General features: G+C 39.4%; 15 protein-coding genes and 1 tRNA gene. 13 read left to right on the plus strand and 3 right to left on the minus strand.

Annotated features, from left to right (window positions below; translation table 11 throughout):
- The first annotated feature begins 12 nt into the window (after positions 1–12).
- A complete protein-coding gene (locus FIU21_RS06255; protein ID WP_004360416.1) occupies positions 13–777 on the plus strand; it encodes a 5'-nucleotidase C-terminal domain-containing protein in 765 nt (254 codons plus the stop codon).
- A gap of 20 nt (positions 778–797) precedes the next feature.
- Complete coding sequence (locus FIU21_RS06260) at positions 798–1,637, plus strand: bifunctional metallophosphatase/5'-nucleotidase (protein WP_004360417.1); 840 nt, start codon at positions 798–800, stop codon at positions 1,635–1,637.
- Between the two features lie 703 nt (positions 1,638–2,340).
- Here FIU21_RS06260 and FIU21_RS06265 read toward each other — a convergent pair.
- Positions 2,341–2,673 carry a hypothetical protein gene (locus FIU21_RS06265; protein ID WP_004360418.1) on the minus strand — a complete coding sequence of 111 codons (333 nt, stop codon included), beginning with the start codon at positions 2,671–2,673 and terminating at the stop codon, positions 2,341–2,343.
- A gap of 257 nt (positions 2,674–2,930) precedes the next feature.
- A complete protein-coding gene (porT, locus tag FIU21_RS06270) occupies positions 2,931–3,677 on the minus strand; it encodes a type IX secretion/gliding motility protein PorT/SprT (protein WP_036886363.1) in 747 nt (248 codons plus the stop codon).
- 354 nt (positions 3,678–4,031) lie between these two features.
- On the opposite strand from porT, the gene fdxA reads away from it, so the two are divergent.
- A complete protein-coding gene (gene fdxA, locus FIU21_RS06275) occupies positions 4,032–4,199 on the plus strand; it encodes a 4Fe-4S ferredoxin (protein ID WP_004360420.1) in 168 nt (55 codons plus the stop codon).
- 460 nt (positions 4,200–4,659) lie between these two features.
- Here fdxA and FIU21_RS06280 read toward each other — a convergent pair.
- A tRNA-Met gene (locus FIU21_RS06280) sits at positions 4,660–4,733 on the minus strand.
- Between the two features lie 449 nt (positions 4,734–5,182).
- Between FIU21_RS06280 and FIU21_RS06285 the strand changes: the two genes are divergently transcribed.
- From FIU21_RS06285 to FIU21_RS06330, 10 genes are all read left to right on the plus strand, one after another.
- Positions 5,183–5,575 carry an START-like domain-containing protein gene (locus FIU21_RS06285; RefSeq protein ID WP_004360421.1) on the plus strand — a complete coding sequence of 131 codons (393 nt, stop codon included), beginning with the start codon at positions 5,183–5,185 and terminating at the stop codon, positions 5,573–5,575.
- 422 nt (positions 5,576–5,997) lie between these two features.
- Positions 5,998–7,920 carry an LptF/LptG family permease gene (locus tag FIU21_RS06290; RefSeq protein WP_004360422.1) on the plus strand — a complete coding sequence of 641 codons (1,923 nt, stop codon included), beginning with the start codon at positions 5,998–6,000 and terminating at the stop codon, positions 7,918–7,920.
- 26 nt (positions 7,921–7,946) lie between these two features.
- Positions 7,947–9,152 carry a bifunctional 3,4-dihydroxy-2-butanone-4-phosphate synthase/GTP cyclohydrolase II gene (locus FIU21_RS06295; protein WP_004360423.1) on the plus strand — a complete coding sequence of 402 codons (1,206 nt, stop codon included), beginning with the start codon at positions 7,947–7,949 and terminating at the stop codon, positions 9,150–9,152.
- An 832-nt stretch (positions 9,153–9,984) separates the two neighbouring features.
- Entirely contained in the window at positions 9,985–11,178 is a 1,194-nt protein-coding gene (locus FIU21_RS06300) for a pyridoxal phosphate-dependent aminotransferase (protein ID WP_004360424.1), read from the plus strand.
- Positions 11,179–11,406: 228 nt separating this feature from the next.
- Positions 11,407–12,246: a MotA/TolQ/ExbB proton channel family protein gene (locus tag FIU21_RS06305; RefSeq protein WP_004360425.1), complete on the plus strand. Its 840-nt coding sequence runs from the start codon at positions 11,407–11,409 to the stop codon at positions 12,244–12,246.
- Positions 12,247–12,276: 30 nt separating this feature from the next.
- Positions 12,277–12,927: an ExbD/TolR family protein gene (locus FIU21_RS06310; RefSeq protein ID WP_004360426.1), complete on the plus strand. Its 651-nt coding sequence runs from the start codon at positions 12,277–12,279 to the stop codon at positions 12,925–12,927.
- A 12-nt stretch (positions 12,928–12,939) separates the two neighbouring features.
- Complete coding sequence (locus FIU21_RS06315; protein WP_081445984.1) at positions 12,940–13,626, plus strand: ExbD/TolR family protein; 687 nt, start codon at positions 12,940–12,942, stop codon at positions 13,624–13,626.
- 33 nt (positions 13,627–13,659) lie between these two features.
- On the plus strand, positions 13,660–14,541 hold the full coding sequence (locus tag FIU21_RS06320; protein ID WP_036886364.1) for an energy transducer TonB: 882 nt from the start codon (positions 13,660–13,662) through the stop codon (positions 14,539–14,541).
- Between the two features lie 13 nt (positions 14,542–14,554).
- On the plus strand, positions 14,555–15,520 hold the full coding sequence (locus tag FIU21_RS06325; protein ID WP_036886365.1) for a PstS family phosphate ABC transporter substrate-binding protein: 966 nt from the start codon (positions 14,555–14,557) through the stop codon (positions 15,518–15,520).
- Positions 15,521–15,717: 197 nt separating this feature from the next.
- Positions 15,718–17,133, plus strand: a complete 1,416-nt coding sequence (locus FIU21_RS06330; RefSeq protein ID WP_004360430.1) for a tetratricopeptide repeat protein — start codon at positions 15,718–15,720, stop codon at positions 17,131–17,133.
- Positions 17,134–17,722 lie beyond the last annotated feature (589 nt).

Genomic DNA, 17,722 nt, shown 5'->3' on the forward strand with positions numbered 1-17,722 from the left:
AAGTTATTATATATGAATAATAAAACGGTTTATCTGTCTGGATTAACAGCATTATTAGCGTTGACGGGCTGTGCTTCTCATTATGAGTTAGCAGGCATTCAGCGTACACGTGTGCTGGTTGATAATCGATATGATGCTACTCCTGATGCAGGGGCTGCAAAGTTTATGGAACCATTTAAGCACAAGGTTGACTCGGTGATGGGACCTGTTGTGGGAGAGGTTGACCACGACATGGTGGCACACCGCCCAGAGAGCGATCTCTCTAATCTGTTGGCTGACATCATGGTGTGGGCTGCACGCGATTATAATGAGAAGGTTGACTTTGGTGTTTATAATATGGGTGGTATCCGTGCAGCCCTTTCTAAGGGTAAGATTACCTTTGGTGACGTGTTGGATATTGCACCTTTCGAGAACAAAATTTGCTTCGTAACACTTTCTGGTGAGAAACTTTTAGAGCTGTTCTCACAGATGGCACATACTGGTGGTGAGGCTGTTAGCCATGGTGTAGAACTTGTTTTCACACGCGACCATAAGCTTAAATCTGCTCGTTTGCATGGTAAGGAGATTGATCCAAAGGCAAGTTATCGTATTGCTACGCTCGATTACTTAGCACAAGGAAATGATAAGATGGAAGCTTTCAAGTCGGCAACAAGTGTTGTTTCACCACAAGAAAGCAGTAACAACACACGTTTCATCATTATGAACTATTTCAAGGAGCAGACAGCTCAAGGTAAGGTAGTTAATGCTCACACAGAAGGACGTATCCGCGTGGAATAATCTTTTAACGACATATAAATATGAAAAGAAATATATTATTGATTACTTTCTGCTTCCTAACTGCTCTCGCTTTCGGTCAGGATAAGCAGTTAACAATTCTGCATACCAACGATACACATAGTCAGATTTATCCGCTAAGTCCTAATCTTGCTGATACGATGAAGGCTGATCGTGGTGGTTTTGTGCGTCGTATTGCAATGCTTAAAGAGGAGCGTGCAAAGAACCCTGACTTGCTACTCTTTGATAGTGGCGACTTCTCGCAAGGCTCGCCTTATTACACAATGTTTAAGGGTGATGTTGAAGTGGGACTGATGAATCAGATGCACTATGACGCTGCTACGATTGGTAATCATGAATTTGACTTTGGTTTGGATAATATGGTGCGCCTCTTTAAGAAGGCAAACTTCCCAATCGTTTGTGCAAACTATGATTTTAAAGGAACTGAATTAGCAAAGTTGGTTAAGCCATACATCATTTTGAAGCGTAACGGACTGAAGATTGGTGTCTTTGGTCTTGCTCCTAAGTTGGATGGTCTTGTGGTGAAAGCTAACTATGGTCCAATTGTTTATAACGACCCTGTCGCTTGTGCACAGAAGGTTATCAACGAATTAAAGGCAAAGAAGTGCGACCTTATTATCTGTATTTCTCACCTTGGTTGGAATATAGAAGGTGTCAGTGATGAGGAGGTTATCGCAGGAACTCGTGGACTTGACCTTGTATTAGGTGGTCACTCACATACCTATCTTACAAAGTTAGAGTACGTGAAAGACCTTGACGGCAAGATGGTTGGCGACGATCAGAATGGTAAGCATGCTATTTACGTAGGTAAGTTGGTGCTTGATATGAAGAAGAAAAAGTAAGTCTTTCAATCGATAAGACCTATATATAAATAATGTGGGCTGTATCAGTATGATTGCCAATAGCAATCTTATTGATGTAGCCCACAGTCTTTTATACTTTCTAAAACGTTATTGAGAGTTAATCATTAAGCGAATACATAGCTAAAACAGTCCACTGTCTATTCTATTATCATCTTTCAAAGCAGAAAACCTTTTCATCTTAATGTGTTAAAAAAATGTAGATAGGGATTTGAAAAATCATTACATAATTTCGAATAAAACATCTATAAATAAGGGCAAAAATAGGTATAAAGAGCATGTCTACAACTAACAGGAAATCAGTCAGTTATAAAGTGGTATAAGAAAAGGTGCTTAATTGGACTTCAAAAGGGCGTTAGTAAGACCTCAAAAGGGCACCTTTTGCAAGTCAATTAGGCGTCTTTAAGAAGCCAAAAGAGCATATATTAGATTTGAGTTGTATGAAAATAGTTTACAAGTAGTATCTGATAATGGAATAAGTTGTTTGTTGAAGCAGCTATCGTATCTATTTGCATTTTGTTTTATGCATGGTATTAATTTGGTGTAATCAATCTCGTTTGTTTATAAGAACCAATCCCAATAGCAGCAGTTGACGATTATTCAGCTACTATTGGACATTGGTTATGATGTAAAAAGCTATAGTCTAATAGCGTTATCGTATTATTAAAGGTGTTTGTGAGCACCTTTATCTTATGTAAACCTTCCCAGACTTCTTGTTGTCATTTGCCTTCTTCATCTCATCTTGATGCTTTTGGATGATAGGCTTCAGATACTTCTTTGATTTTGTTGTAATCAGAATTACACCGCCAGTACGTGGATAAAACAACTTGTTGAAGTCACTGTTTTTGATAACATTCATACTAATGATGTCTTTTTGGTCAAGGTTATCGATGTTCTGTACCTCAACTCCATCTACAAGATATACTGGTATGTTCAGGCTATCTTGCTTCTCTTTAGTTTGTGCACTTATGTTCAGACTTGCTATGAGTGCAACGATTAGGATAATAGACTTTCTCATAATTTCTTTAGTTTATGAACTTTAGATTCTTATTTAGTAAATGAATAATTTTATAAATCTAATCTATGCAATTTTGAAGTAGCACTCCAAAAATACATAAAAAAGAGCGTACGTACAAGGGAAAAGTGTGTTTTAAAAAAAATCTATGCAATTTTGGAGTGTAACTTCAATATTGCATAGATTCTGTTTGCTTTCGATAAGTCTTTCTTCGTTATTAATCTTTTATGCCATGTCTATTTGCTTGACAAATAAAGGATTTACTCGAAGTAGAAAGTAAGTGCTATCATCTTAGCTCGTGTTTCGTTAACAGAGTTGGTGTACATGAGCATATTCTTGTCTTGTAGGTTCTTTGCATGACTCTTGTCAAGACTGTTTGTAAGGCTGTACATGAACTTCAATTCTGGGCGTAGCTTGAAATAAGGGAGGTAGAAATCGCATCCAAGTCCTACTTCTACGAAGACATCGCTACGTTTGAGCTTGATATAATCATTGTCTTTACCTGAGAGGTTGAGCATAGGATTCAGACCTAACATCACGTAAGGGCGATGGTTGTTAAAGCGTGGAGCAGCTGCAATGAGGTCGAAAGCGCAAGAAATGTATGCTGTTTTGAGTTCTTGTACCTGCTCTGTAGACTCTCCTTGTGTATTAAGGTCTGTAATATTACGGAAAGTCAGATGTCGAGTGCCAAAGTACATAGCTGGAGCCATACGCAACTGAAAGGTAGAATTGAGGCGCAACTCACCCAATACACCCACAGTGAATCCAGCATCCCAACGGTCTTGATCGGCTGAAACAATCTTCTGAACCACTCCGTTGCCATCATCAAGGTCAATCATTTGTGGTCCAACATTGTTAAGTTCAAGGTCTTGCAGATGTGTACCAACGAGCACTCCGAAATGAAAATCACGCAGATCCGTATAAGGGCGGTTCTGCACTCTTCGTTCCTGTGCGTGGATTGTAAGCACAGAAGCCAATAGGATGAGGGCTACTAATATTCTTTTCATAATTAATCTTCAAACGTATTTCTACTGGTTTTATTGTCTATATTAATAAAGTTCTCGTCCAACTTTTCTGCCTTCTCATCCTTTTTAGGTAGGGAGTGGAAAGGATGTTTTGACTAAATAGAGGTTAATCTGTTGTTTATAATTGTTTCAAAAAGATATATAATAGTCTGTTTGTTAATAAGTTAGATTGAAAAACATTTCATGATTTTTATTTTTATGCCGTCTAAATATTTGTAATTTTTATCAATATGTTTAGGTATTCAAGAAATTATTTCTAACTTTGCATCATCAAATTTAGGTATTGAGCCTATTTGTAATACAAGAACATTATTAACATTATAAATTATTTATATTATGGCTTACGTAATTGGTAATGATTGTATCGCTTGTGGTACATGTATCGACGAATGTCCAGTAGAGGCTATCTCTGAGGGTGATATCTATAAAATTGATGCAGACGCTTGTACTGAGTGTGGTACTTGTGCATCAGTTTGTCCAAGTGAGGCTATCAGCCTTCCATAAGGTTTTATAACCTGTTACTGATTAAATTCACAAGGCGAGTCGAAAGGCTCGCCTTGTAAGTTTTATGATAGTTTGTAATGGGAATTATTGGTAGGAGCTATTGCGAACGCTATGAATAGTTGCTACTTCTTGATAAGTTTTCGTGGAACAGTAGATATTTAGTGTGGATACACATTTAGTTTGTGGAGCTGCTTGGATAATTGGTGAAATTCAATTTGCTGTCACTGCTGTCATTTGTTGTATGTGCTTAACTTGTTAGTTTACAGAGGAATAAACGAAGTGTTAAAAGTGACAGGAAAATGAAATAAAAATATTCCTGTAAGATATGTGTATGTACGATGAAGTTAAGAATACTTTATAATAAGATCTTTCCTGTCTGCTTAAACTCATATTGAGGCGTGCATTGGGTTGTATAGAAAACAAAAAAGGTTGGTAATCATAATGATTATCAACCTTTTTGTAGCGGGACGGGGCTACGATCCCCGGACCTCCGGATTATGAATCCGACGCTCTAACCAACTGAGCTATCCCGCCGTCCATTTAACTTTCGTTCTTGAAAGCGGGTGCAAAGGTATGAAGAAAATATCATACTCGCAAATATTAAGTCGTTTTTTTAACGGATATTCGATAAAAAGTTTTATATTTGCACCTGATAATAGGAATAGACGACTATATAACATGTTGTTATTTTGTGTGATAACAGCATTTCTTGTTTTGTGATATTACTGACGAATTTATCTGTTAGTTTGGTGATCAGGCAATAAAATGGGGCTTTGTTCGTTAAAGATATGTCCTTCTGTATGGCGCATGAAAAGAGAATTGTAGTTCTAACATGATGTAGACAATGTTGTTTTTAAGCACTATTTGTACAACTGCTAAAAACTGACTTGTATGAAGAATGTCTTTTAATAGAATGTTTTTGAAGCGTTGATAGCAGAAAAAGAGAGTTGTAAAAAGAATAATATTAAACGTAATAATTGAAGATGAATAAGAAAATCGAACTGGAATACGAATTGAAAACACGTTCGGGCAGTGCTGTGTGGGCACTGATTAGCACACCAATTGGTTTGATGAAATGGTTGGCAGATGAAGTAACGATTGATGAAGATGTGGCAACCTTTATTTGGGGTAACCCGCTACGTGAACACGATACACATACGGCAACAGTTGTCGAAATGGTAAAAAACAATTATATACGTTTTCATTGGGACTCGTCTGATAGTGATTCTTATTGGGAAATGAAGATGTTTCATAGCGAGATTGCTGGCAACTATCATCTGTTGGTTACTGACTTCGCTGATGATGATGATGTGGAAGGGTTGGAACAACTTTGGAATCAGAATATAGACCGCCTACATCGTATAACAGGAATGTAATCTTTTATAAATATATTGTAATCGGAATAGGGTATATGACACGACGTTGAAGTAGCCGTCCATATACTCTATTCTGTTGTTTAGAGGGGTTGTAAGAGTGGAATGATGTTCTTTGTTTACTCAGTATATTGTACAGATAGAGAAAGAAAGAGCCTTTCCAGTGTTACTTCTTTTGAAGTTGTAGCGCTTTATGGAGAAGATGTATAAACAAAAGAGTAAAGAGTAGAGGAGGGTAGATGTTATAAAAGGAAAGACGGTGGTAAAAGAATAAAAATACTAAAAAAGACCATTACTCTGATATTTTTATGTAATTTTGCAAAAGGTAAGTCGTACTTTACAGGTTAAAAGCAAGATTTCTCTGCTTTTATTCGTAATAGCTTCGCACATAAAATAAGGGAGGATAAGAACCTCGTTATTATATCATGTTTCAAATCAAGAAGTTAGATATATTCATTGCCAAGCAGTTTGGTATGCTTTTCATGGGAACATTCTTCATCAGCTTGTTTGTGTTGATGATGCAGTTCTTGTGGCGATATGTTGATGACTTGATTGGAAAAGGATTGTCAATGGATGTTCTTGGACAATTCTTTTGGTATATGAGCTTGATGATGGTGCCGCAAGCGCTTCCTTTGGCGATTCTTCTTTCATCGCTTATTTCCTATGGTAACCTTGGCGAAAGTTCAGAGTTGACAGCAATAAAAGCAGCTGGTATCTCTTTGATTCAGTCGTTTAGAGGACTGATTGTTGTTAGTATTTTTATTGCTTTTGGCTCTTTTTATTTCCAAAATAACGTAGGACCAATAGCACATAAACATATAGCCCAACTGCTTATCTCTATGAAGCAGAAGAGTCCTGAGTTGGAAATCCCAGAAGGAATCTTCTATGATGGTATTCCACAAACCAATCTCTACGTAGAGAAGAAAGACTTGAAGACTGGTCACCTATATAATATTATGGTGTACCGAATGACGGATAGCTACGAAGATCAGGCTATTATCCTTGCAGACTCAGGTATGTTGCAGTCTACAGCGGATAAGAAACATCTGGTTCTGAACCTATGGAGTGGCGAGTGGTTTGAGAATATGCGCTCGCAGGAAATGGGTAATAGTGCCAGTGTTCCTTATCGTCGAGAGACATTTGCACACAAGCATATAGTTCTTGATTTCGATGGAGACTTCAATCTTACGGACATGGCTGGTATCTCTAACGATGCCCGTACGAAGAGTATTCAGAAGATACAGCACGACAAGGACTCCTTAGTGCATGTTTATGATAGTGTGGGTAATGCTTTCTATAAGGATGCGCAGACAGTTTATTATCGAGATCCTAACCTTAAAGCTTCCGAGAAGAAACAGGCTATAAAGCTGTCGGGAGAAAAGGCATTTAATGTAGACTCGGTATTTAAAAAGCTTCCTGCAGACCAGCGTCGTTATGTAATAGACCAAGCGTTGTCAACCGTTCAGCAAGAAGTTAGCGACCTTGACTTTAAGAGTATGATAACCAGCGACGGTGATAGACTAATCCGTTTACATGATATTGAGACGATTAACAAGTTCACCTTGTCGTTGATATGTATTATCTTCTTCTTTATCGGAGCTCCACTTGGTGCGATTATCCGTAAGGGAGGATTGGGTATTCCTATCATTATCAGCGTTATCGTGTTCATTATTTTTTATATCCTCGATAATACTGGTTATCGAATGTCACGTCAGGGAGACTGGGCGATATGGTTTGGTAAAGGATTGTCTATGGCTGTTCTTATCCCAATGGCTGTATTCTTCACCTACAAGGCGAACAATGATTCAACAGTGTTCAATGCGGATATGTATAAGAACATGTTGATGAAGATGTTTGGAATGCGTGTGAAACGTAGTGTGGCCAGCAAGGAGGTTATCTTAAATGACCCTGATTATAGTAAGGCAGCAGAACAACTTAATGATCTGAGCGTAAGAATTACGGAGTATGCTAAGACACGCAGGTTGAAGTCTGCGCCTAATATTATAAAGGTGTTCTTCCGCTATCATACGGATCATGTCATTGAGAAGATTAATGATGAACTTGAAAATGTCATAGAAGACTTAGGCAATACGCGTAATAAAGTCATCATGGCAGAATTAAATAAATACCCAATATTAGCAGTAAAGGCACATACAAGACCATTCGATCATAAGTGGTCGAACATTCTTGCAGCAGTTATAGTGCCTGCTGGTATTTTCTTCTACTTCCGAATGTGGCGTTTCCGCTTACGTCTTTATCGCGACCTTCGTACTATTATTAGCTGTAATGATACGATTATCGCAGAGATACAACGTATAAAGGAAAAAGAGGAAGCAAGGGGCTATTGATAAAAACAATGTAAATCAGTAACTATATGGAAGAATTTAAACTTGATAGCATCGAGGATGCACTGAAAGACTTTCGGGAGGGAAAGTTCGTTATCGTAGTAGATGATGAAGACCGAGAGAATGAAGGCGACCTTATTATGGCTGCAGAAATGATAACGCCAGAGAAGGTTAACTTCATGTTGAAGAATGCACGAGGTGTGCTTTGTGTTCCTATAACGATATCACGTGCGGAGGAATTGGATTTGCCTCATCAGGTTTCTGATAACACATCAGTACTTGGAACTCCTTTCACCGTTACGGTTGATAAGTTGGAAGGCTGTTCAACAGGTGTGTCTACACACGATCGTGCTGAAACAATTAAGGCTTTGGCTGATCCTAATTCTACTCCTCAGACTTTCGGCCGTCCTGGACATGTCAATCCACTTTATGCTCAGGATAATGGTGTTTTGCGTCGTTCGGGTCATACTGAAGCCGCTGTCGACCTCTGTAAGCTCGCAGGTTGTTTCCCTGCTGGTGTGTTAATGGAGATTATGAACGAAGATGGTACGATGGCTCGTATGCCTGATTTGCAGAAGCGTGCAAAGGAATGGGGTATGAAGATTATCAGTATCAAGGACATTATTGCCTATCGTTTGAAGAAGGAAACAAGTATTGTCGTTGGTGAGGAAGTAGAACTCCCTACACAATATGGTATGTTTCACTTGATTCCATTCCGTCAAGCAAATGGTTTGGAAAACATGGCTCTTATCAAGGGTACATGGAAAGAGGATGAAGCAATACTTGTACGTGTACACTCATCATGTGCAACGGGTGACATCCTTGGTAGTCAGCGTTGTGATTGTGGCGAACAACTTCATAAGGCGATGGAGATGATTGAGAAAGAAGGCAAGGGTGTTATTATCTATATGCAGCAGGAAGGTCGTGGCATTGGTTTGATGAATAAGATTGCAGCCTATAAGTTGCAAGACCAAGGTCTTGATACGGTTGAGGCTAACCTTCATCTTGGTTTCCGTCCAGACGAACGCGATTATGGTTGTGGAGCACAGATGTTGCGTCATCTTGGTGTTCATAAGATGCGTTTGATAACAAACAATCCAACGAAGCGAGTAGGCCTTGAGGCTTATGGCTTAGAGATTGAGGAGAATGTACCTATTGAGATAACTCCAAATAAGTTTGACTATCGCTATCTGAAGACCAAGCGTGATCGTATGGGACACGACTTGCATCTTTAAGATGGGTTCTATTTATTAGCTTTGTCATATATCGGACTCTCTTCGACTCAAATTGTCAGTTCACGTAGTCATTATGTTTGCATAACTTCTTCGTTCACTATCAATTTGCCCTCGAAGATACTTTCGGAAGATGACAAAGCTAATTAATAAACTCCACCTTATAAATATAAAACTACGATATACTTTGAACGAGGTTTATCATCAAGAAGAATGACTATTCCTTCAAAAAGGTTAGGGATGTGATAGAGCTTACCCCCTTCTAATGGGAAAGAACAAAAGATGGGTACTGCTTTTGTGAGACGATTTGTCCTATTTTTTTATCACCTCGTTTTCTGTTGACGCTAAATTGGCTTCTAAAAGATGCCCAATTGAGGTTCAAAAGGTGCTCTTTAAGGCTTCAATAGATGCCCTTTTGAAAGCCAATTAAGCACCTTTTAATGTATGGCTCTTAATAGCTTGATAATTTGATAGTTATAAGTAGGCTTTTATAAGCTTATAAGCGTTGATTTCCCTCAATTTATCATAGGTGTTTTGTAAATATATTTCTAATACGATAGAGGTGGATGTTGTCCTTAATATAATTATCATGATGGCTTTGACTTATATTGCTGATTGCAGTTTATGAGTATATTAATTAAAGAATGTACAAATTCATTTTGTATAGTTTGAGCTATGGAATTTCTCATTTATTATATTATTTCCTTATCATCAACTGACAAATCGGCACTAAAATTCTTATATTGATAAAATAAAGAAAGAAAAGTTGCGTTATCAAAATGATTTTGCGTACTTTTGTACTTGATATTATTTATAAAGAAAGATAAGGTTCGAAATGGCACAACTATCAGATCGTTTAAATCGATTGGCGCCTTCTGAGACATTAGCAATGTCGCAGAAGAGTAGTGAAATGAAAGCGCAGGGAATTAATGTTATCAACATGAGTGTGGGAGAACCAGACTTCATGACTCCTGATCATGTTAAGGAGGCGGGCAAAAAGGCTATTGATGATAACTTCTCTAAGTATTCTCCTGTTCCTGGTTATCCTGCTTTGAGAGAGGCTATCTCAAAGAAGCTGAAAGATGAAAACAATCTTGATTATGCTGCATCAGAGATTATTGTTGGTACTGGTGGTAAGCAGGGTGTTTGCAATGCTGTTTTGGCTTTGGTGAATCCAGGTGATGAGGTGCTTATTCCTGCACCTTATTGGGTGAGCTATCCACAGATGGTTAAACTCGCTGGCGGTGTTCCTGTTATTGTTTCTGCAGGAATTGAGCAAGACTTTAAGATTACCGCAGAGCAGTTAGAAGAGGCTATTACACCAAAGACAAAGATGATAATTCTTTGCTCTCCAAGTAATCCTACTGGTAGTGTTTATACTGCAGAGGAGTTGGAGGCTTTGTCAAAGGTTGTCTTGGCACATGAAGACGTGTTTGTTCTTTCAGATGAGATTTACGAACACATTAGTTATATAGGTGGCCATAGCAGTATCGCATCTTGTTCTGGAATGAAAGAACGTACGATTCTTTGTAACGGAGTTAGTAAGGCTTATGCTATGACTGGCTGGAGAATCGGTTGGGTAGCAGCACCAGAGTGGATTGTAAAAGGTCTCAATAAGTTGCAAGGACAATATACATCAGGTACATGTAGCGTAAGTCAGATGGCTGCTGTTGCGGCATATGTTGAAGATCAATCTTGTGTAACTGAGTATCGAGAGACATTCCGTCGCCGTCGTGATCTGATTGTTAGTCTGGCAAAAGAAATCCCTGGACTTGAGGTAAATGTGCCACAAGGTGCATTCTATCTCTTCCCTAAATGCTCCAGCTTCTTTGGAAAGACAGATGGCAAGCATGTGATTAATAACTCATCCGACCTTGCTATGTATATTCTTGAAGAAGGATGTGTAGCAACAGTGGGTGGTGATGCTTTTGGTGCTCCAGACTGTTTTAGAATGAGTTATGCGACAAGTGATGAAAATATAAAGGAAGCGCTTCGTCGTATTAAAGAAGTACTTTCAAAACTTAAATAGGAATCGGAAATGCAGATAGTAATAAAGATGAGATAGAAACTGTACATTTATAACTGTTAAATGTTATTAATCGTAGCTGTAGTTTTCTTTTAATTACTATCTTTGCGGAGATAAGAAGCAGTGTTGAACCCCCTTTTATAATGGCGGTAAGATACAAATGCTTATAAATCAGAAAGATATTAACAAATTAATTCATTAATAACCTAAAAATTAAAATTTTATCAAATTATGGCAACTACACAACAAAAACCAGCCCCACAGAAAAAGTCTGAGGGCTTCACAGGAGTTAGAGGTGCATTCTGGATTATCGTCGTTTGCGCTGTCGTTGCGTTCACATTGTTCTACACATGGTTCGGTAATGAGATGCACTTCCAGGATGGAGCTGCACGTGAGAACCCAGCAGACGTTTGGGGTACCATCTTTAAGGGTGGCGTAGTCGTTCCTGTTATCCACACTCTCTTGTTGACAGTGCTCGCTATGTCTATCGAGCGTTGGATGGCTTTGAAGACTGCTTTTGGTAAGGGTGCCCTTCCAAAGTTCGTTGCAAACATCAAGAGTGCTCTTAACGCTAATGATCTTGCTAAGGCTAACCAGCTCTGCGATCAGCAGAAGGGTTCTGTAGCAAACGTTGTTAAGGCTTCTTTGAACGCTTACAAGGATATGGAGACTGGTGCTAATGCTAACCTTAAGAAGGCTCAGAAGGTAGCTAAGATTCAGCAGGCTCACGAGGAGGCTACTCAGCTTGAGATGCCAACTCTGACAATGAACCTCCCTATCATTGCTACTCTCGTAACACTTGGTACTCTTACTGGTCTTCTCGGTACTGTAACCGGTATGATTAAGTCGTTCTCTGCTCTTGCTGCAGGTGGTGGTGCTGACTCTGCTGCACTTTCTGCTGGTATTTCTGAGGCGTTGATCAACACCGCATTCGGTATTGCAACATCTTGGTGTGCGGTAGTTTCTTATGGTTACTACTCTAACAAGGTTGACAAGTTGACTTTCGCCCTCGACGAGGTTGGTTATTCTATCGCTCAGACATACGAAGTAAACCACACAGACGAGGCTTAATTTTTGCTAACCCTTTAATAATTTATCGCTATGGGTAAAGTAAAAGTTAAGAAGAATGACACTTTTATCGACATGACGCCTATGTCAGACGTTATGACCCTGTTGCTTACCTTCTTCATGCTGACATCAACGTTCGTTAAGAACGAGCCAGTGAAGGTAAATACTCCAGGTTCTGTGTCTGAAACTAAGGTGCCTGAGAATGGTGTCTTGACAATTCTTGTGAGTCCTGAAAAGGGACCTACAGGAAAGCCTACTGGCGAAGGCCAGGTTTTCTTGAGCTACGATAACACCAATGAGTTGGGACAAATCGTAGATAATATGGGCATTACATTGACTCCTGCACAGAAGAAAACTTTTGTTGCTGAGTCTACATTTGGTACTCCGCTCGATAAGTTAGCTGCTTATTTATCAAAGCCAGCTGCTGAGCGTGGTAAAGAACTCCCTAAGATGGGTATTCCTCTCGATAGTATCCAAGGACAGGAGATGACTGAGTTCCAACAGTGGGTTAACGCAGCCCGCCAGGTGAACCCTAAGGTTAGACTTGCTATCAAGTCTGATTCCGATTCTCCTTATGGTACCGTTAAGAAGGTAATGAGCGAACTCCAGGATATGGATGAGAGCCATTACTATATGATCACACAGTTGGACGCTAAAAAGGCTGCGCAGGCAGCTAATAAGTAAGGAGATCAAAGTATGGAAATGATGGATACAGGAAAAGGAGGCGGCAAGCAGAAGAAGATGACCGTCCGCGTAGACTTTACGCCGATGGTGGATATGCTTATGTTGCTGATTACCTTCTTCATGCTTTGTACTTCACTTAGCAAGCCTTCAACTATGGAGTTGACGATGCCAAGTAATGATAAAACTCAGAAGGATACTCAGAAGAATGAGGCCAAGGAGTCACACTCTATTACGATTTACATTGCTGACGGAGATAAAATCTTCTACGGTAACGGTAAACCAGAGTATGATAACGCTAATTGGTTGAAGCCAGCTGATTGGAGTAACACTCCAAGTGGTATTCGCTACGTTCTTCAGCATAAGCAGGTGGGTGACCCTTCAGCAGGTGATCCAGTCTCTATCCCATATCAGGATATGGACATCGCTGTGAAGGAACTCAATCGTAAGAAGCAGGCTAATCCAGCTTCTTATCCTGACAGCATTTATCAGGCTGAGTTGTCTGCGATCAAGACTGGTATGATTAATGGCAAGAAGGTTTCTACTATGACTGTCATTATCAAGCCAACTGATCAAGCTTCTTATCGTCATTTGGTAGACATCCTCGATGAAATGCAGATTTCATATATTGGAACTTACGTCATTGACAAGCTGACAGACCAAGACAAGGCTCTCTTAGCCAAGAAAGGTATAAAGGCTTAATCACTGAATAGTAACAATTAAAGAAAGAAAACAATGGCAAAAATAGATTTATGCGATCCTAAATGGGTCGACATGGTGTTCGCCGACAAGAACAAGGAGTACGGTGCATACAAGCTTCGTAAAACTGTTTCTCAGCGTAATATCAAGGCTTTAGCTATTCTGCTTTGTGCTGCATTCCTTGGTGGTGGTTACTTAGCTTATCAGATCAAGAAGCATAACGACGACTTGGCTGCACAAGCTGAATATGCAGCAAAGATGGAGTTAGCAGCTCTTGAGCAGGCTAAGAAAGAGCAGGCTGAACGTAAGAAACAGCAGAAGAAGGAAGAACCTAAGAAGATTGAACCTGAAAAGGTTGTTCCTGAAACGCGTGCAACAGTTAAGTTTACAGCCCCTGTCATCAAGGATGATAAGGATGTTAAGGAAGAGATGCCACCAATGGTCAAGATGAATAAGGAGACTAAGGCAGTCGGTGTTGAGAACAAGGAAGGTACGGAAGATCGTACTGAAGTTGCTGCTCGTAGCACTGTTGCTACTCCTGAACAGATTGTACCAAAGATCGAGAAACCAGTTGTTGAGGCTCCAAAACCAGAGCCAAAGCAGGAGGTTGAGAACAAGGTCTTCACAGTGGCAGAGGTTATGCCTTCATTCCCTAATGTAAATGCTTGGTTGGCTTCTCATATCCAATACCCAGCAGTTGCAGCAGAGAATGGTGTGCAGGGACGTGTTATTGTCAAGTTCGTTGTAGGACGTGACGGTAGCGTTAGTCAGGCACAAATCGTTCGTGGTGTTGATCAGGCACTCGATCGTGAGGCACTTCGCGTTGTTAATAGTATGCCGAAGTGGTCTCCAGGTATGAACAATGGTCAGCCAGCAAACGTTTGGTTTACTCTCCCTATTACTTTCAAACTGCAGTAAAAGCAAATATTATATGAAAAGAACCAGATTCTACATAACAGTAGGATTGATGCTATCCCTCGGCTTCCTTCTGTCTGCTTGCGGACAGAAGAAAGCTAAGGACGGCAGAACAGATACACCGACGTCAGGGACGATTAAGTTCGCCTCTGACGAAAGTTTTAGTCCTATTATAGAGGAACTGTTACAGAATTATCAGTTCCGCTATCCAGAAACTCACTTGTTGCCAATCTATACAGATGACAACAAAGGTATGCAACTGCTCCTCGACCAGAAAGTTAATCTTTTCTTTACTTCTCATGCATTGACGAAGGGAGAAGATGCTATGTTACGAGAGAAAGGTCCTATCCCAGCGGTATTCCCGATAGGATATGATGGAATTGCTTTCATTGTGAACAATACGAATGCAGATTCATGTATTACGGTTACCGATGTTAAGAAGATTCTCAGTGGTCAGATTGCAAAATGGAATCAGCTGAACCCTAAGAATGATAAGGGTAATATTGAAGTTGTCTTTGACAATAAAGCATCAGCTACGTTACATTATGTAGTCGACTCCATTTTAGGTGGAAAGAATATTAAGAGTGCGAACATTGTTGCTGCAAATAACAGTAAGTCAGTTATTGACTATGTTCACAAAACTCCGAATGCTATAGGTGTTATTGGGTCAAATTGGTTGAATGATCATCGTGACTCTACAAACACCACATTTAAGAAAGATATTAGAGTGGTTGGTCTTTCAAAGACTACCGTTGCACAGCCAGAGAATAGTTGGCAACCTTACCAAGCTTATCTGTTGGATGGCAGATATCCTTTCGTAAGAACTATCTACGCTGTCGTGGCTGACCCTCACAAAGCATTGCCTTGGGCATTTGCAAACTTCGTAACCAATCCAATTGGTCAGAAGATTATTTTTAAGGCTGGTCTCTTGCCTTATCGTGGTGAAATCAACATTCGTGAAGTTGAAGTTAAGACCCAGTAGTCAGTAAAGCACAGTGTGTTATTTATTGGCAAATGATAATTAGTTATGATTAATTATAATGTGGTCGTTATAACATTAGAGAAGATTTATTTTGCTTATCAACATTAGTTACTACTCTCATAGAATTAAACTAAATGCCGTGGTAGGCGTCTTAATGAATAAAGTTCACTTGAATTAAAATCTAAAGAGAAAGAATTATGAAGACAAAGAAATATTTAATAGCTGGAGCCTTGATGTTGGCAATGTCAACTCCAGCAATGGCACAGGATGTTGATTACGCAGTAGCTCTTAAGCCTATTGTAGCTGCTATCGAAGCTGCACCAAATGATCCAAAGGCAGCAAAGGATCTTATTAAGGAGTATCAGAAGAACTTTAAGAAGAGTGAAGAGGCTATTGTTGCTTTGGGTAATGTTTACCTTTTGCAGCATAATTATGATGCTGCTACAGAGATAGCAAACAACGTCATCAATAATAAGAAATACAAGGGTAGCTTAGCTTATGTCCTCTTGGGCGATATTGCTGCTCTTAAGGATTCTATCGGTAATGCAGGTGCAGCTGCTACACAGTATCAGAATGCAATTACTGTTGATCCACAGAACGTAACAGCTTACGAACGTTATGCTAAGGTTTTTCGTCACGTAAACTCAAAGGTTGCTGTTCAGAAACTTGAAGAACTTCGTAAGGTTAAGCCAGACTATCCAGTAGAGGCAACTGCAGCTGAAATCATGCTTGGCGATGGTAAGTATAAGGAGGCATTAGAGTGGTATGCTAAGGCTAATCCAGCTAATATGTCAGAGGACAACTTCTATAACTATGGTTTTTCTGCTTACATTACAAAAGACTATCAGAGAGCTTTGGATGTTGTAAAGCAGGGTTTGCAGAAGTTCCCTAACAGTGAGTACTTGAGCCGTATTGCTATGATGGCATCAGTTGAGTTGAAGGATTATGCTTCTGCTATCAACTATGGTAAGGTCGTGTTTGCTGGTTCTGGTAAGAAGGTAGCTAATGACTACGATGTATATGCAAAGGCACTTTGCGGTGCTCAGCAGTATGACGAAGCTATCAACACTGTTAACAAGGCACTCGAGGTTGATAAGAACAATATTGAGCCTTTGAAGACTTTGGCTGCTATCTATGCTGCACAGGGTAATGATGACAAGGCACTCGAGGTTCAGCAGGAGTATCTTTCTAAGAGTAAGAAGGCTACTAATAATGACTGGGCAACACTTGCTAATACCTATGTTACAAAGGCAGAGGGCTTGACAGACCGTGCTGCTAAGAACGCTGTTCTTGCAAAGGCATTTGATGTTTACGAGCAGATGGTTTCTAAGTTCCCAACAATCTCTGATTGGGTATGGTTGAACCAAGCTAACGTAGCTCAGTTGATGAACGATCCTGATAAGGTAGCTGAAATCTATCAGAAGGTGGCTGCTTACGAAGAGGCTAAGCCAACGCTCGATGAGGATAGCAAGAGTTACTTGGAGAACGTTTACTATGGTCTTGGCTACTATTACTCAAAGAAGGGTAACAAGCCACTTGCAGACGAGTACTTCAATAAGGTGCTGAAGGTTAATCCTAACAATGACGGCGCTAAGAAGGCTTTAGGAATGTAATTATCTGAACAATCATTAGATATAAGGGCGATGGTCGTAATGATCATCGCCTTTTTTTGCTTCCTTTATTAAATGTTTGGACACTTACCTTATAGTTTGAACGTAATAACCTTAATGTTTCTATAAAATATAGCAGGACTATCAACTACCAACTTTTATTCTTCGACACAGAATTCCTTTTCATGTTTATACTTAGAGAGCTTGCTAATAATGGTTTGAAAAATAATGACAAAACGTCGAATAAAATATCTATAAATCGAGGCAAAGATACGTACAAAAAGCAAGTCTGCAACAAGCAGTGAATCAATCGGTTACAAAATCGTTTTCGTAAAGGTGCTTAATTGGACTTCAAAAGGGCGTTAGTAAGGGTCTTAAAGGGCACCTTTTGTAAGTCAATTAGGCGTCTTTAAGAAGCCAAAAGAGCATATGTTGGTTTTCGATTTCACGAAAATAGTTTACAAAGAACATTCAATATAGAAATCCGTTGTTTGTTTAATATGGGCAGATATACTAACGGATAGACAAGGTATTAGTTAGTCTTTTTATGCTTTATCTTGTAGTTATGGTCCTTTTATATAAGGATTAAATT

Origin of the sequence: Prevotella melaninogenica (assembly GCF_013267595.1) — a bacterium.
GTDB lineage: Bacteria > Bacteroidota > Bacteroidia > Bacteroidales > Bacteroidaceae > Prevotella > Prevotella melaninogenica_D.

Excerpts from the sequence above, each read along its gene's own strand:
- FIU21_RS06305 (WP_004360425.1), top strand. The coding sequence starts at position 11,407 with ATGGCAACTACACAACAAAAACCAGCCCCACAGAAAAAGTCTGAGGGC.
- FIU21_RS06315 (WP_081445984.1), top strand. The coding sequence starts at position 12,940 with ATGGAAATGATGGATACAGGAAAAGGAGGCGGCAAGCAGAAGAAGATG.
- FIU21_RS06300 (WP_004360424.1), top strand. The coding sequence starts at position 9,985 with ATGGCACAACTATCAGATCGTTTAAATCGATTGGCGCCTTCTGAGACA.
- FIU21_RS06285 (WP_004360421.1), top strand. The coding sequence starts at position 5,183 with ATGAATAAGAAAATCGAACTGGAATACGAATTGAAAACACGTTCGGGC.
- FIU21_RS06265 (WP_004360418.1), bottom strand. The coding sequence starts at position 2,673 with ATGAGAAAGTCTATTATCCTAATCGTTGCACTCATAGCAAGTCTGAAC.
- FIU21_RS06260 (WP_004360417.1), top strand. The coding sequence starts at position 798 with ATGAAAAGAAATATATTATTGATTACTTTCTGCTTCCTAACTGCTCTC.
- FIU21_RS06330 (WP_004360430.1), top strand. The coding sequence starts at position 15,718 with ATGAAGACAAAGAAATATTTAATAGCTGGAGCCTTGATGTTGGCAATG.
- porT (WP_036886363.1), bottom strand. The coding sequence starts at position 3,677 with ATGAAAAGAATATTAGTAGCCCTCATCCTATTGGCTTCTGTGCTTACA.
- fdxA (WP_004360420.1), top strand. The coding sequence starts at position 4,032 with ATGGCTTACGTAATTGGTAATGATTGTATCGCTTGTGGTACATGTATC.
- FIU21_RS06310 (WP_004360426.1), top strand. The coding sequence starts at position 12,277 with ATGGGTAAAGTAAAAGTTAAGAAGAATGACACTTTTATCGACATGACG.
- FIU21_RS06255 (WP_004360416.1), top strand. The coding sequence starts at position 13 with ATGAATAATAAAACGGTTTATCTGTCTGGATTAACAGCATTATTAGCG.
- FIU21_RS06325 (WP_036886365.1), top strand. The coding sequence starts at position 14,555 with ATGAAAAGAACCAGATTCTACATAACAGTAGGATTGATGCTATCCCTC.
- FIU21_RS06295 (WP_004360423.1), top strand. The coding sequence starts at position 7,947 with ATGGAAGAATTTAAACTTGATAGCATCGAGGATGCACTGAAAGACTTT.
- FIU21_RS06320 (WP_036886364.1), top strand. The coding sequence starts at position 13,660 with ATGGCAAAAATAGATTTATGCGATCCTAAATGGGTCGACATGGTGTTC.
- FIU21_RS06290 (WP_004360422.1), top strand. The coding sequence starts at position 5,998 with ATGTTTCAAATCAAGAAGTTAGATATATTCATTGCCAAGCAGTTTGGT.